Origin of the sequence: Micromonospora sp. WMMD712 (assembly GCF_029581295.1) — a bacterium.
In the GTDB taxonomy this organism is placed as follows: domain Bacteria; phylum Actinomycetota; class Actinomycetes; order Mycobacteriales; family Micromonosporaceae; genus Micromonospora; species Micromonospora carbonacea.
Genome location: NZ_CP120743.1, coordinates 5,914,647 through 5,929,575 on the forward strand (window position 1 = coordinate 5,914,647; position 14,929 = coordinate 5,929,575).

The 14,929-nt window shown below is 66.8% G+C and carries 11 protein-coding genes; 9 read left to right on the forward strand and 2 right to left on the reverse strand.

Features of this window, described 5'->3' with window-relative positions:
* Positions 1-7 precede the first annotated feature (7 nt).
* The 8 genes from O7633_RS25855 to O7633_RS25890 all read left to right on the forward strand — a co-directional run bounded on the left by O7633_RS25855 (position 8) and on the right by O7633_RS25890 (position 7,836).
* On the forward strand, positions 8-892 hold the full coding sequence (locus tag O7633_RS25855; protein ID WP_282324239.1) for a phosphotransferase: 885 nt from the start codon (positions 8-10) through the stop codon (positions 890-892).
* A gap of 394 nt (positions 893-1,286) precedes the next feature.
* Entirely contained in the window at positions 1,287-1,436 is a 150-nt protein-coding gene (locus O7633_RS25860; RefSeq protein ID WP_282324240.1) for a hypothetical protein, read from the forward strand.
* Positions 1,437-2,001: 565 nt separating this feature from the next.
* Entirely contained in the window at positions 2,002-2,154 is a 153-nt protein-coding gene (locus tag O7633_RS25865) for a hypothetical protein (protein ID WP_282324241.1), read from the forward strand.
* 239 nt (positions 2,155-2,393) lie between these two features.
* Complete coding sequence (locus O7633_RS25870) at positions 2,394-4,532, forward strand: radical SAM protein (RefSeq protein WP_282324242.1); 2,139 nt, start codon at positions 2,394-2,396, stop codon at positions 4,530-4,532.
* Positions 4,533-4,543: 11 nt separating this feature from the next.
* Positions 4,544-5,590 carry an aldo/keto reductase gene (locus O7633_RS25875; protein ID WP_282324243.1) on the forward strand — a complete coding sequence of 349 codons (1,047 nt, stop codon included), beginning with the start codon at positions 4,544-4,546 and terminating at the stop codon, positions 5,588-5,590.
* Positions 5,591-5,603: 13 nt separating this feature from the next.
* A complete protein-coding gene (gene cyaB, locus O7633_RS25880) occupies positions 5,604-6,158 on the forward strand; it encodes a class IV adenylate cyclase (protein ID WP_282324244.1) in 555 nt (184 codons plus the stop codon).
* Between the two features lie 450 nt (positions 6,159-6,608).
* A complete protein-coding gene (locus tag O7633_RS25885) occupies positions 6,609-7,046 on the forward strand; it encodes a hypothetical protein (RefSeq protein WP_282324245.1) in 438 nt (145 codons plus the stop codon).
* 103 nt (positions 7,047-7,149) lie between these two features.
* Entirely contained in the window at positions 7,150-7,836 is a 687-nt protein-coding gene (locus O7633_RS25890) for a helix-turn-helix domain-containing protein (protein ID WP_282324246.1), read from the forward strand.
* Positions 7,837-8,664: 828 nt separating this feature from the next.
* Here O7633_RS25890 and O7633_RS25895 read toward each other — a convergent pair.
* Both O7633_RS25895 and O7633_RS25900 read right to left on the reverse strand, forming a co-directional pair.
* Entirely contained in the window at positions 8,665-9,447 is a 783-nt protein-coding gene (locus O7633_RS25895) for a hypothetical protein (RefSeq protein WP_282324247.1), read from the reverse strand.
* Positions 9,444-12,662 carry a hypothetical protein gene (locus tag O7633_RS25900; RefSeq protein ID WP_282324248.1) on the reverse strand — a complete coding sequence of 1,073 codons (3,219 nt, stop codon included), beginning with the start codon at positions 12,660-12,662 and terminating at the stop codon, positions 9,444-9,446. Before O7633_RS25900 ends, O7633_RS25895 begins: the two co-directional genes overlap by 4 nt.
* A gap of 1,331 nt (positions 12,663-13,993) precedes the next feature.
* Here O7633_RS25900 and O7633_RS25905 point away from each other — a divergent pair.
* Complete coding sequence (locus O7633_RS25905; RefSeq protein ID WP_282324249.1) at positions 13,994-14,881, forward strand: replication-relaxation family protein; 888 nt, start codon at positions 13,994-13,996, stop codon at positions 14,879-14,881.
* Positions 14,882-14,929 lie beyond the last annotated feature (48 nt).

Here is a 14,929-nt window from a genome sequence, read left to right on the forward strand (position 1 = left end):
GAGCCCCATGTTCGTTGAGGCGCGCACCCGACCGGTGCTCGCCGAGGTGTGTCGCCGTCTGGGTTACCCAGAATCGGAGGCGGCCCTGCTCCGGCACCACACCAACGCCGTCTACGCCGTCCGTGACGTGGTGATCAAGATCGCCCCCGGTGACCTTGGCATCGAACGGGTGCGGGCGGTGGTAGCCGTGGTGGACTGGCTGGTCGCTCGACGGTTTCCCACGGTGGAGTTGCATCCGGGCCTGGCACAGCCGTTGCGGGTGAGCGGTCACGCCGTCACGGTCTGGCAGCGACTGGACCCTGCCGACCACCGCCCGATCACCGTCGCCGAACTCGGAACACTTCTCCGTGACCTGCACGCCCTGCCCGCCCCGCCGATACCGCTGCCGATCCTGCAACCGATCAACGGCATCGCCCGGTCCGTCGCCCGCTCGGAGATCCTGAACGGCAAGGAGCAGGATCTGCTGATGGACCGGCTCGAGGTGCTGGCGGCTGGCTGGGAGGCGATGCGGTTTCCCCACGGTCCGAGCCTTATCCAGTCCGACCCGCAGATCCGCAACGCGCTTCGGCGCTTCGATGGCACGCCCGTGCTGGCTGACTGGGACGGTGCCGTCCTCGGGCCCCGGGAGTGGGACATCGCGACAGTCGCTGTTCACTGCCGCCGGTTCGACCCTCCTGGCTGGGCGGCCTTCGCGGACTTCACTGCCGCCTACGGCTGGGATGCCACCTCCTGGCCCGGCTTCGATGAGCTGTGCCAGCTTCGCGAACTGCAGATGATCGCGACCAACGCCCGCAAGTCCCGTCCCGGGACCGATGCCGCCGAGGAGGTGCGTCATCGGATCGCGGGCCTTATCGACGACGGCGCAGAGATCCGTCGGTGGCAGATTCTCTGAACGCAGCCCGCCGAATACTCTCGCCGTTCGCCGAATCGCGGGCGGTTGCGCTCAGACACGATGAGGTCCACCGTGACCTGCCACGCTGGGTCTATCTCCCCGCCCGCCACGAAGCGATCGTGGACCCCAGGAAACGCGTAGGCGGAACGGTCCGGGCGAAGTCCTGAAACCTGGATAGCCAGACCGAGCCGCCCGTGTCCCGACCGGAGTCAACACCGGTCGACGTACCGGCCCGAGGCGGGTGCGGCACTGGGGCGGACGTGCTCCCAGAGCCGCGACACCGTGCCACCCTCTCGGTGCCTGTCGGAACAGGGGTAGGAGCATGCCTGCACGCAGAGCAACCTCCAGCAGGAATCCGCGAAGAACGCAGGACCCGGGAGTCGGGGGAGGCCCCGTGACCGGTGCTACGACCTGGCTCAAGGCTGGCCCTGCTGCTCCGGACGGCACCGGCATCGTCGTGCAGGTGCGCGAGCCCGCCATCCACACGCTGCCACCGCCCTCGACCACAACAACTGCGGCCGGGTTCCTGGAGAACTGGTCATGACCTTGTACGTCTCATCCCACACCGTCCAGCCCGATGGTCGGTTTCCGATGCTGGCCCCGGATCCGCTCAACTCGCGGTGGCGGATGCAGGGCCGGTCAACGGCGTCCCAGATGCTGCGCCGGGGCTGGCGCTTTCTGTTCGGGCGCGAAGCGATCGCACCCGGTGGGGCCGGGCGATCAAACGGCCGGCATCGCCGCCACCGCACCCCTCACGCGACCTCGCTAAGTGCCCGTCCCAGCCGAGGTGAGGGCGGTGTGCGGGCAGCTCACCGGTCGGCAACAGGATCCGCGTCGCCGGCCTGGGCGATGGGACCGGTTGCCACAGGGGCCGAGGATGATCATCGGTTGGCGGAGGACGCCACCTCCGACTCGTCGAGGGTGGGCCGGGCCGGCTGTCCGACGTTGGCGCAGGAGTGGCGCGGGCGGGGCGGCCGGTGGTGACACGTGCCGAACCGCCCCGCCCGCACCTGCCGATGCGCCCGTTGTGGCGGTGCCGAGCCTGCGGTGCCGAATGGCCCTGCTCGCCGGCCCGGCTCCGCCTGCTGCGCGAGTACGAAGGATGCCGCGTGTCCCTGGCGCTGTACCTCGTCGTGATGCTCAACGAGGCCGTCCAGGACGCGTACCGGCTTGGGCTGTGCATCGACCTCGCGGCCTGGCACGTCCGCATGATCGCCTGGATAAGACGTCCGGAGGTGCCGGCTGAGCAAGCGCATCGTTAGCAAGACCAACGGTCCTCATTGCCGGACGCTTCTACGTTCCTCGAACTAGACGACGTCGATCCAGTGCGCCTGATGGGTTCGCTCGGCGCGCTGTCCAGACTCGTTTCTGCCATCTCGAACTGAGCAGGCCGTCTCCGGTTCTGTCCTCACATCTCGTAGCCCTTCTTCCCGTTGCTGTCTCGCGCGGGCGGTGGCACACGCCCATACCCGCAAAGCTCTGCTCGTCACGGAGGTGTTCGATGCGTGACCTGCCCCCGTCCGCCCACGATCGGCTGCTGTACGCGTACGCGCACGCCACCGGCTCGATACCCCCATGTGGCGGGCCGTTGACGGAAGTGCCGTTGGAGGATCCGAATGCCGTGCGTGCCGCGCTGACCTCGGCGGTCGGCGAGGAGAGAACGGTGGTGGTGACCGGAACGCTCGATCGTCGGCTGGCTCTCATCCTGCAACCGTCAGGATCGTGGACGGCAGCAGACCTCTCCGGGCAGCCACATCGCAGCCGTGTGTGGCCCAACTGGACCGTCGGCCACCTACATGTTGCCGACCAGGACAGCTGGCTGTCCACCGCCCGGATCACCGCAGAGGGACAGCAGCGGTTGCTGCGACCACGGCTGTTGCTCGCGTCGCTGTACCACCCGGAGCACTTCCCACTCCCTCGGTTCCCGCTGGCGATTTCCGACCTGGCCCGGGCAGCGCGGTCCACCCTGATCGGGCAGGTCGAGCTGATGGACATGCAGCTCGGCACCGGATTGGACGACATCGTCGCCCGAGTCCGCGAGGGTGTGGAGATACTCGGCGTGTCGATGACCTTCGGCCAGTATGACCTGGCCACCAGACTGCTGGATGCCGTTGCTTCGCTCGACCGGCCGCCGCTGGTGGTCGCCGGCGGCTCGCTGACCGCCCGCAACGAGCGGATCCTGCTGGACCGCTACCCGAACCTGCTCATCTGCCGGGGCGCGGGGGAACCGACGATCACCGACGTACTGTCCCATTGGCACGGTGACCTTCAAATCGGGCAGATCCGGGGTATCGGTTTCCGGGACACCTCGCAGGCCCGCCTCCTGATGCCGATCAGCCGTTCCCGCCGGACCGCGACTGTGGCAAACCGATCGCAGACCGACATGTGGCCAGAACTCGATCTACTCGACCACACCTTCGCCCACGGCGGCGTGGCGCAGCTGGAGTCGTCGCGAGGCTGCACCAACTACTGCTCCTTCTGCCCGCGGGGACACAAGGGGCAGTGGTCCGGGGCGCAGCCCGATGCGCTGCCCTGGCTCCTGCGCCAAATGAGGGCGGTGTTCGACCGGCACCCGAACCTGAACAAGACGATCTATCTGGTCGACGAGGAGTTCATCGGACGCGGTGACGACGCGGCCACCAGGGCTCTACAGGTAGCGGACACGCTCGCCCAGGCGGGGTTCACCTGGGAGACGAGTTGCCGTGTCGATCAGGTGGCCCGTCCCGACCGGGATCGCACCTGGCACCTCGAACGCGGCCACCTGTGGCGCGGCCTGGTCGACCGGAACCTGCGCCGCTGCCTGTTCGGGGTGGAGTCCGGGGTGACTTCAATCCTGGAGCGCTTCAACAAGGAGACCACCGGCGAGCAGAACGCCCTGGCCATCCGCACTCTCACCGCGCTGGGCGTGCCACCACGATTCACCTACATCACCTTCGACCAGCTGATGACCGCAGCCGAGCTACAGCAGACGTACGCCTTCCAGGGCCGCACCGACCTGCTGCTGCGGCCACAGCTCGACCTGAGCGTCGCCGAGATCATCGACGGGGTTCGTGACGAGCGGTGGGTCGCCGCCCACACCACCGGCCGCCCCTTCTACACCGGCATCAGCTACATGCTCGTTGGCATGGAATGCCTGATCGGCGCCGCCTACACCCGCCGCGCCGAAGCGGCCAGACTCACCGGAGCGGCGGACCCGTCGATGGGACGAGTCGAGGCCCGCTACGCCGACTGGCGCATCGGCGTGCTCGCCCACCGCTCCCAGCTGTGGATCGACCGGAACTTCGCCCTGGACTACACCCTCAAGTCCCTGGAGAAGATCCTCACCGGTCAGCCCTACGCCATGGTCCGCCACCTGCGCCGGCTGCTGAAGAACGCCGCCTACCAGCTCCTCGGCTCGATGCTCGACGAACTCGACCGCACCGGTCCGACCGCAACGGACCACCACGACCTCGACGTGCGATGCCAGGCGGCGGCCGACATACTCCTGACCCAGCTGCGCACCGACCTGGAGCCAGTCGTCACCACGGTCAGTGCGGCCCTGCCAGCCGACCGCAGGAACATCCTTCGGCACGAACACCACCGATGGACCGCCACCCGCGGCTGGCAGCTGATCAACGCAGCCGATCCGTGCGGCACCTGAACGGACGACCCATGATCTCCATGCCACACCGCCACCTCGCCGGCCTCAACGCGCAGGTCTCCGCTATCGGGGCCGGCTGCTGGACCATCGGCGGCCAAGCCACCAACCGGGGCACCCCGATCGGCTGGGACGACGTCGATCCCGACGCTGCCTTCGCCGGGCTCGACCGCGCCTTCGAACGTGGCGTCACGCTCTACGACACCGCAGACGTCTACGGCCTCGGCCACTCCGAACGCCTACTCGGCAAACTCATCCGAGTCACCGCACGCCACAATTTGACCATCTCCAGCAAGGTCGGCTACTTCACCGGCACCGCTCGCCACGCCTACCACCCCCTACAGATGCGCGCCCAACTCGCCACCACCCTGGACAACCTCGGCACCGATCACCTCGACATCTACTTCCTGCACAGCACCGACTTTGGCCCGCACGACCGGTACCTGCCGGACGCCGTCAACTTGATGCGGACCTGGCGAAACGAGGGAATCATCCGGGCGGTCGGCATGCGCGCACCACACCGGTTCGCCGAAGAGCGCGCCGCCACCGACCGGCCGGAGGCAGCCGAAACGCGCCGCTGGCTGCACCTGTTCGACCAGGTACGCCCCGACGTGCTCACCACCCGCTACAACCTCGTCAGCCCGCTTTACGCCGACCACGAAACCGACATCTTCCGCTTCGCCCACCGCAGGGGTGTCGGCGTCCTGATCAAACAGGTCCTCGGGCAGGGCCTCCTCCTACGTACCGAGACAAGTGCCGATCAGCGGCGGTACAGCGTCGGTGACCACCGCAGCACCGACCCGGCCTTCACCCCAGAAAACCGCCGGCAGCTACACGCCCGACTCGCACCCCTCCGCGCCCTGTACGGGCACGCTCCTGCCGCCATGGCGCGCCTCTGCGTGCAGTACGCCCTGCACCACGCTCCCGATGCCGCCATACTCGTCGGCTTTCGCAATGAGAGCCAGATCGACACCATCATCGCCAGCCTCGACCACCCACTTCACGCCGACGACATCACCCAGATCCGGGCTGTGCTCCACGCCAGCCCATACACCAACTGATAGGAACTACACCGTGCGCTACATCGAGGTCGAGAAGAAGTACAGCCTGCCCGACGCCGAGGGCCTCAAGGCCAGGCTCGTGGAGCTTGGCGCGAAGTCCGCTGAGCCGACCCGGCAGGTCGACGCCTACTACAACGCACCGCACCGGGACTTCCTCGCTCCCGACACGATCTCCGAGTGGCTACGCGTCCGCACCGAAGACCACCGAGCCTCGATCAACTTCAAGCGTTGGCACCCGGTCGACGCCGTCGTCAAGACTCACGCTGACGAGTACGAGAGTCCTGTCGGGGACGTCGAGGCGGTTCGCCTGCTGCTGGCGGCTCTCGACTTTCGGCCCCTGGTGACGGTCGACAAGACCCGTCAGGCGTGGGCTCTCTCCGACGTCGAGGTCGTCTTCGATCACGTGGTGGACGCTGGTGAATTCGTCGAGTTCGAGTTCAAGGGGGAGGCCACCGACGTCGGCGATGCCACCCAACGCCTGGACGAGTTCATCGCCTCCCTCGACGTCGCCCTCGGTGAGCAGGTCAACAAGGGGTATCCGCACATCCTTCTCGGCCGCGACCACTGAACCTTCGCCGATCATCGGGTGCCCTCGGACGGTGGCACTCGCGGGTTCCGCTGTCCCGTGACCATCAGGCGCACCGACGGGTCCGCGCCTGAAGCCTCACCCTCCTGCGGCGGGAGCTTCGAGCAGCGTGCCGGCCGGAACGTGCGCCGTGGCGAACGTGTCCCTGCTCGGGCGACGGCTTCGGTTGACGGCCGTGCGTGTCCGGAACCCGCCGGCTGAGCAGTCAGGAACAGGCGTAGCCCGCTGACACGCCGATCGGTGGCTGTCGCGTGGGGCAGATCCCCTCGTCCTGCGCCTGACCGTGCCGTTCGCGTGCTCTGCGGGTTGCTCATGGAGGCGGCAGGCGAATTGAAGTTGGGAGAGGACTTCGTGGCCTATCAACCGGGGCCTGACAACTTGCTTCGCGGGGGGCGGCTGGCGCTGCGGTCCTCGTCGGGGTCGGGGCGGCCGGTGTACCGGCAGGAGTTGGCCGACGCGGTCAACGCCCACGCCCACGCGCCTGCGGGGTGCTGTCGTGCCGTGGGTGCCCGCTACGTTGGCCGGCTCGGGCGTGGGGAGCACCGGTGGCCGTTCGAGCCGTACCGCACGGCGTTGCGGGAGATCCTCGGTAAGACGACCAACGCCGATCCCGGGTTCTTCATCATGCAGGGACACGCCCAGGACCCTGAGGTTTGCCCGGACGAATCCAGACCAAGTGGCAGGAGATTACCGGCTTCCGGTGCCGACCCGGGCCGCCCGGTATCGGTAGCGGCGGCGGAGGGTCCGGCCATGATGGCCCGAGCGGCGGTGCGGGTGACCATGAGCATCTACGCCGAGACGGTCACGGTGCTGGTCTCTCGCGACGACATGACCGGCGCTGTCGCGGTCCTCGCGGGGCCGTCGAAGTGATGATCGAACGGTCGGATGTGGCGAGGGACTGCCTCGCGCCTGGACTCGATATACCGGCAACTGCGGCCGGCCCTGGCCAGGTGTGCCGGCTTCCGGATCGGCGGTGCCGGTGACGAATGTGCGGGTCACGCAGCCGGCCTCGGACGGCCGGAGTTCGTCGGGTCTGCGCTTTCCGGGGCTGATCAGTCAGCAGCAGGTGGCCGAGGCGCGTAGGGACCTTGGTCGGCGGTTGGCCGCGTGGCGTGTCGAGCGGGGGCTGACGCAGCTGCAGCTGGCCAGGAGCATCTGTTACTCCCGTAGTTCGGTCGCTAACGCCGAGATCGGCCGGGACACCAGCGTTCGTCGGTTCTGGCAGGATGCCGACCGGGCGGTCGACGCACGAGGGGCGTTGCTGGCCGGCTTCGACCAGATGGCCGCGCTGGTACGGGACTTCCACGCCCAGCGGGCGCAGGCGCGGGACGAGGAACGCCAGCGGCGCGCTGGCCGAACCGCCACCCAGACCACTCACGCGGCGACGGGTGACTGCGGGTGCGGGACGGTGGTCGTCGGCCGGTGGACCGGACAGGAGACCCGCGCGTTACGCGAGGCACTCCGGATGACCGTCCACGACTTCGCCCGCCACCTCGAGGTGGCACCCGAGACGGTCTCCGGCTGGGAACACCACCACATGCCCACACCGCCACCGACGATGGCCACACAAGCCGTCTTGGACGACACGCTCACGCTCGCCGACAGCAACGTCAAAGCCCGGTTCCTGCTGATCCTCGACACCCCGAACCACCACGCGTAAGCCTGCCGGACACGCGGTGAGGCTGCACGGCACGAGCGTCACGCCGCGTGATACGGCGAGGCTTCTCCGCCGGGCCCGATCGGCGGCACGAGAACGCGATACCTCCAGAGGTTCGTCTTGTTCGCACTTGCGGGCATGCTGGTCCGGTGTTTGCCAACGACGTAGTCGCAGCCCTTGCAAAGTGGTCGCCGTGGCTGCCCTTCCACGATGCGGCTGTCTCGGCGCCGCGTCTCCCGGGCGTGTACCTCGCTCGGCAAGGGGCAGCAGGCGATCTCGTCTACGTGGGCATGGCCGGCGAGCGTCGTGGCCAAGGACTTCGAGGACGGCTTACGGTGTACCGCCGTGGGAAGGCGGCGGTCAGTGGGCTGGGGGAAGCTGTCCTGGATCGGGCCCTTGCCGATGTCGCATTCGTGCAGGAGCACCTTGAGCAACTCGTCGGCGGCCAGCCCAAGCGCGCGGCGGCGTGGGCGCAAGACGCCTTGCACTGGGCCGACCTACATATCCGATGGGCTGTGACGAAAGACCGGCAAGCTGCAGTGACACTCGAGCGGGCAGTCCTGGATGCGTCGGCGGCGTCACCGCTTTGGAACCGAGCACGATAGCGATTCCTTATTGGGGCATCTGAAGCCTGTCCCGAGCGGACAGCGGCATGAGAGTGCACCTTGCGGCCACCCGGGTCTACGTCAAAGCCTTGGAGCTTGCCGATCGCGAACCGGGTGCCGGCCCTGACCGTGCAGGCTGAGCAGGACATCGTCACCCGGCTGCCTCGCGCCCGACACGCTATCCACTGTGCCGACCCGTTCGTTCCGGACGGGCACCCGTCCGTCGTCAGGAACTCCCGACCTGCCAAGCCTCCTCGACTCGCTGAAGGAACGCCTCGCCAGTGAGGTCAGTCGCCGCGCAGACCGAGTAAGCCACGAGCAGCGCCGCGCGAGCCTTACGCTTACCCAGAAGGCCTAGCCTGTCGAGAACCTGGTGATACGGCACCGGCAAGGTGAGATCCTCAGCTGCAGTGATCTCCTGTGCACAGAACTGCTCGACGGCTGCCCGCACGTCGACTCCCGGCGTCAGGCGCCGTTGGCGGTGGCTGATGTTGTGCAGCAGCTTCTGTCGATAGCCATAACCGAAGCGGGCGTCCATATCCCGACATACCGCCTCGAAGATGGCGTCCGGCTCGACCGAAGCATTGTCCCTCCATCTCTTTGTCAGCTTCGCATCGCGCCGAACAAGCAGACTAATCCGATCCAGGTCGGACAGAGCTTTCGCCGACTCACCCAAGAATGCCTCCGCGGCAGCCTCCCAGGACCGGCCGCGGGCCCACTCCGCGTAGAAGGCCTTCGCCCGCCGGTTGTCGTCGTGTTGTTTCGCCGTCCGTAGCTGGTAGACGGTGTTATCGAAGCGCGCGACGTTCGGCGACTCCTCGATTGAACGAAGAAATGCTACGTCGGCACGGATGCTTTCGCGGAAGAGCTTGTAGTACTGCGTCACCAGCGCGTCGAAAGCGGCTTCGGTACCCGGTCGGGGTTCCGGATCTGCGGGCGTCTCGTAGCTCAGGTCCACACCTGTGCAGATCAGCTTATTGAGGGCGAGTGCGGCGAGTGGATCGGTCATTTTGGCCGCGTCTCGCGGTACAAGGTGCGGGGCTCGGCGACTGGTCCACGCGTGAGCTTGAATCCGATCATGAAAGCGGGTAGTGGCTGATGCCTGACGAACTGTTGAGAGGCCGAGAACAGGCGGGGCTCGAAATATACCCTCGTGCTCAATTCGTCGACCCAGACCTCACCACTCTGCTCATCCGCCCTCTCGACCCTGCCGGTGAAGATCCTCGGGTCGCCAGACTCGTCGGCAAGCAGTACCAGGGTATGGATCCGCCGTGGCAACTGCCTGGTCATCTGCTCGGACTCTCGGAACGTGCGCTTGGCCTCGGAGTAGTTGCCGGAGACGAAGAGAGCCAGCGCCTTGACGAAGGTGATCTTGTAGCTCTCGGGAAGCTCGGTGTCGCTGAGGTCGGTGACGAGATGGAGCAGGGTGTCCAGATCCGCCTGCGAGAAGTGGACTGGTATGCGACCGCCCCGGAGCAGCCGTTTTCCAGTGACCTTCTTCCAGGTGAGCTCCAGGAGTAACTGGGCACAACGCCAATCCCGCCGGGTCGCCAGCGGTGCTCTTTGCAGACGAGCGAGCGCGTTGGCTTCGCCCACCGACCCCGAGTCGGCTTCGAATTTGGCCAGAAAGTAGGTTGCGGCGGGGTCAGCATTCTGTTCCAGGCTACGGATGTTCGCCCACAACGCGTCGTCATCGGCCATCAGCCTGTTGAGCTCGGCGCCGCGGCGGTCGAGGTTCGCCCGCTGTGCCTCGCTCAACGGCACCCGGTCGACCGAGTCCAGCATGGCGACGGCATTAGTAAGGCGCTCTAGCCGTTCGTGGGAAGAGAGTGACTCAGTCTTGATCGCATCCTGGGTCGACCATGCCAGAACATCGATGGGGTAGGGGTTCCCCGGATCGATGGCGTGTGCCTGGAGCACCGCGCGGAGGATATCATCGAGCTGGCTGATGATACCGGCCGTGGGGGCAGCCTCGGGCTGCTTGGAGATCTCATGGATGATTGCACCCAGCGTCGAGGCCAGTTCGACCGTCAGCGTCAGGCGCATCATCCCCTTGACGCTGCTGTCGGCGAGCACCTCCTCAAGTAGGTCGCGATTGTACTCAAGCTCGGCGATCCGCTCCTCCGAGGTTCCGTCGCCCCGCTCCTGCCGCCAGTGGACGAAGCCGCGCACGAAGAGGGATTCCTGCAGCACCAGACGGGGGTGAAGGCGCCCGGTTTCCGCCCGCCGATCGGCGAGTGCCTCAGATATTTCACCGTAGTGTGGCTTGTACCTGGTGTCATGCAACTTCGGGCTGAGCCGTTCGAGGAGTGAGACCACGAACGCGACCTCGTCTGCCCCGGCGGTGTAGCCCTCGTTCACCCGGAGCTGCCGGATTACCTCGGTGATGATCTCGATCTCCACTTCGAGGGAGATCTCATGCTGGGCCAGGAGTTCCGCCTCCAGGTGAGAGCGGACTGTTAACAGATACTCGCCGTTGTCATCCTCGATATCGCGGATAATGTCGAATGAGTTCAATACTTCCAGTATGTTCCGCGCACCTTCACGACCGAGTATGCGCAGGACCAGATCGATCGGGACGGGCACGCCGTGCCGGGTAGCCACCAGCACCAGGGCTGTCACCTGCTGGATCGAACGGCGCTCGCCGAAGGTCTGCTCAATAAGCGGCTTCTCGTCTGCCGCCGGACCGGGAAGCATATTGCCGAGGGCGAACCCCGCGGCGTGAAACGCCGCCGCCATGGCGGTCAAGCGTTCACCCTGGCTCGCCTGCCTGCCCCGTTCCCGGACCAGCTTCTCCATCCCCTTCTCGGCAGCCCGCATTTCCCGTGCGAGGCCGCTGGTGAGGTTGAAGTGGGAGTCAGGCAGGGCGTGGTAGAGAAACGCCAGGAAGCTGGTGTCCAAGGCGGCCTTGGGTGCACGAACCTCGATGCCGAAGGACTTCAACGAGGCTAGGAGCTGCTTCAACTCGTTCTCAGTCAGTTCCGCCGGGGCGTTAACGGACAGAGAGCTGCTGTTTCGTGCGGCGTATCCCGAGCCGACGATAAGCACTTTACGGCCCCGGCTGCGCAGCTGCCGCAGGAGTGCCGCGTACTCGTCCGGGTCGACCATCCCGTCCCACACCAGGACGGTCGCCTTCGCACCGTGCTTCTCAGCCCAGGTCGCGTACATGTCGATGTCGTCGAGCGACGGCCGTACGGTGCGTCGGGACTGGTGCAGCACCGCCCACTCACCACTGCGGGCCAGCTCCACAGCAAGCGCGGCCAAGGCAACGCTCTTTCCGGTCGCCGTCTGTCCCAGCAGGACGAGTGGCGCGAGAAGATCTGGCTCCTTGAGCGCCTCCGCTACCTTCTCTGCGAGGTCCGACTCGAAATCGCGGCGGATGTTCATGCCTGCGGCGATGCCCCGCCACTGCGGCGAACCCTCGGTGGCACCGGCGAACCTGCGGAACTCCTGGTACCGCGCCGCCTCGGAGCTGAGGACGGGTGGCGTCAGCAATTCGAGGTCGACGGGGCGGGCGGAGCGCCGGATCTGGTTCCACGTGTGGATGTCGATCTCGACGAAACCGTCGCCGATTGCGATGACGTGCTGGGAACCACGAGATGGCCCAACTGGGCGGCCGACGGTGAGCGCGCCTGTTTCGGCGAGCCGGCTAATGGCGTCGTCCAGCGACTCGGAGTGCAAGACGAGTTGGCCGGCGCTGACCAGGCTTGAGACGAAGGGGTCTCCGACCCAGGGTCGTCCCGTGAAGAGGTGCACCTGACCAGGGCCGAGAGCGCGCAAAGCCGGCACCAGGTCGGTGACCGCGAGGTCATCGCCCGGCGCCCAGCCCTCGATCACGACGGTGCCTCGCGGCGTGACGGTTTCCGTCACCAGACGCATAAGCTCTTGGACGCATCGCATCCGGGCATCCGCTATCTGTAGCGGGTTGATCGGGGGCCGCTCGGACTCCGGAAGGTCCTGCCCACCGAGCAGAAAGCGGACCTCGAGTTGGGTTTGACTGCGAGAGGGCGTGGACGACATCGCGCCGAGCGGCATGACCGTACGCCATGCGGTGCGGAACTGCGCTGGTACCGCGGGATCGGTCCGCGTCGTGTAGATCCCGCTCCAGCGGTACTCCACAGCGGGGCTCTCATTAAGGGATGCCGACCGGCCGAGCAGGAGGAACGCTGGCCCGTTGGCGAGCCGAGCAGCAAACCCCTGCAGCGCGGGCATCGACTTCGGCATCGCTCTCCTCGGCAGGCATCAGCGGCAAGCATGGTCACTCAAGCTCAGATCGTTCCACGCGGAATGGTCAAAGTGAACCGGACAGTCGTCTTCGAGTCCAAGTTCCGTAGACGCACGTCCCGTCATCGGCATGAGAGGGCCTGGCCTGGCCATCGTCTGCTCGTGGATCTCGTCGTCTTGGGGTGGGGTGTCGGGTTGATAGTGCCAGATCGGGCCGACGTCGAAGACCTGTCGGCTGAGCGCGCCTTCGACTTGTAGGTGGGGGTGCTATCGGGGCGGGTCTCGTCTGCCAGTCCGCCCGTGCTGTCGCTGGTCCGGCATGCGGTTTCGGCAACTGAGAAGCGGCGGCGTGGCTCCGGCCGGTCTGCCGGCAAGAGCTCGTCTCAAAATATGAGACATCTGGTCCGGTTGGTCAAGATTTTTTTTGCCTGTTTCGGGCGGGATTCCGTGCTACTGGGTGTCAGTGCGGGTTAGCGGGTGCCATTGCGTCCGGCTGGGTCCGGGAGCGTGGCGTTTGGCTGCTGGTGATGCTGGTTGACAGGGTGTTGCTGGCGGAGGCGTACTGGTATGCACGTGACCGCGTGGTGGTCTGTCCGTCGGGTTCGATCGGCCGGTCTGGTGACCCTTCCTCGGGAGCGCTGCCGGTCGTTCGGGGCTTGGGGTGGGCGGGCCGTCGATGGTTCTGGGTGTCAGGGGGTTCGCGATGAAGGATCTTTCTCCGGCTGGTTGAGCCGACGCTCCATCGGGCCGTTGCGATGCTGCGGCCGCCAGAGCATCTGCGTCAGGCCGAGACGAGCCCGTTGTCGGTGTGGGCCGCTTGCCGCCATGCTCCGCCGCTACCTGCTACCGCTGTTCCCGCTGCCGCGACCGCCCTTCTGGTGGTCGTGTCGGTGGTTGCCGTCCTCATCCGCCCCTGGGCCGGCTGGTGCGCCGGTCGGCTTGTTCGTTGACAACTCCACAGCGCGCCTTTCCGTAGCCCACCGCGCTCGCCTGTGGCTGCGTACCCCTGCGGCGTCGTAACTGTCGTCGCCCATCTTCATTGTTCTCGATCAAGGAGTTGTTGTGTTCGTCGTCCATCTTGTCGTCGCGCGCTCCGGTTTGGTGCCGGTGGCGGCGGCGGATTTCGTTTCGGTGCCCGTTGCGGGGTCCGGGTTGGCGTCGGTGTTGAGGTCAGTCTTCAGCCGGACGCCGGAACGGACCCCTTGTTCCGTCTCGCACCGCAGGTCAGGTCGGCTGTCAGCCCTGCTGGCTTGTCCTGCGACAGACCCTGCGTGGTCTCGGGTCTCTCCCCCTGGGGCTGGCATCCCCTGCAGGAGGGGAGGTGGTGGTTGGTGGATGATCCGGTTCTTCGGGTCCAGTCCCAGCTGACCGCCCGTGACCGTGTGCTGTTGGGCTGGCTCTACGACCACGGAGTGTTGACCTCGTTCCAGATCGCGCATGCCCTGTTCCCGTCCCTGGATTTCTGTCAGCGGCGGTTGCGGATCCTGTACCGGTTGCGGTTGGTGGCACGGTTCCGCCCGCAGCGCGCTGACGGCGGCTCGTATCCGTACCACTACGTAATTGACCAGCTCGGCGCGGAGGTTGTCGCCGCGGGCCGCGACGAGCGTCCGCCTCGGCGTGATCACGCCCGGGTGGAGCGGCGCCGTTGGACGTCCAGCCGCACCCTGGAGCACCGCCTGGGGGTGAACGGCTTCTTCACCGATCTCGCCGGCTATGCCCGCACTCATTCTGAGGCCCGGTTGGGGGAGTGGTTGTCGGAGGCGGAGTGCCGGCGGTCGGGGGTGTTCACCCGGCCGGGGGATCCGGCTCTGGTGCGCGCCTACCAGCCTCGTGTGCGTCCGGACGGCTACGGCCTGTGGGTTACCGGTGGCAGGGTGGTGCCGTTCTTCGTGGAGTACGACATCGGTGGTGAGCCGTTGTCGGTGTTGACCGGGAAGCTGGTCGGCTACCGGGAGTGGTTCGCCGCGTTGGGGCGGGCATGGCCGGTGTTGTTCTGGCTGCACTCCGCCGCCCGGGAACGCAACCTCCGCCGGGTGTGGGCCGAGACGCCGCCGCTGGTGCCGGTCGCTACCGGTGCCCGCGACCACGCCACTACGGCCGGCCTGTGCCCGGCTGAGGCGGTGTGGGCGGTGGCCGGCGACGGCGGACAACGGTCCACGCTGGCTGACCTGTCGGCCTGGGTCCTCGACGACCGTGACCCGACCAGGGAGGCGGCATGACCGACAACGCTTCACCAGACCCCGGGGCTTGACCCCTGATCCTGGACA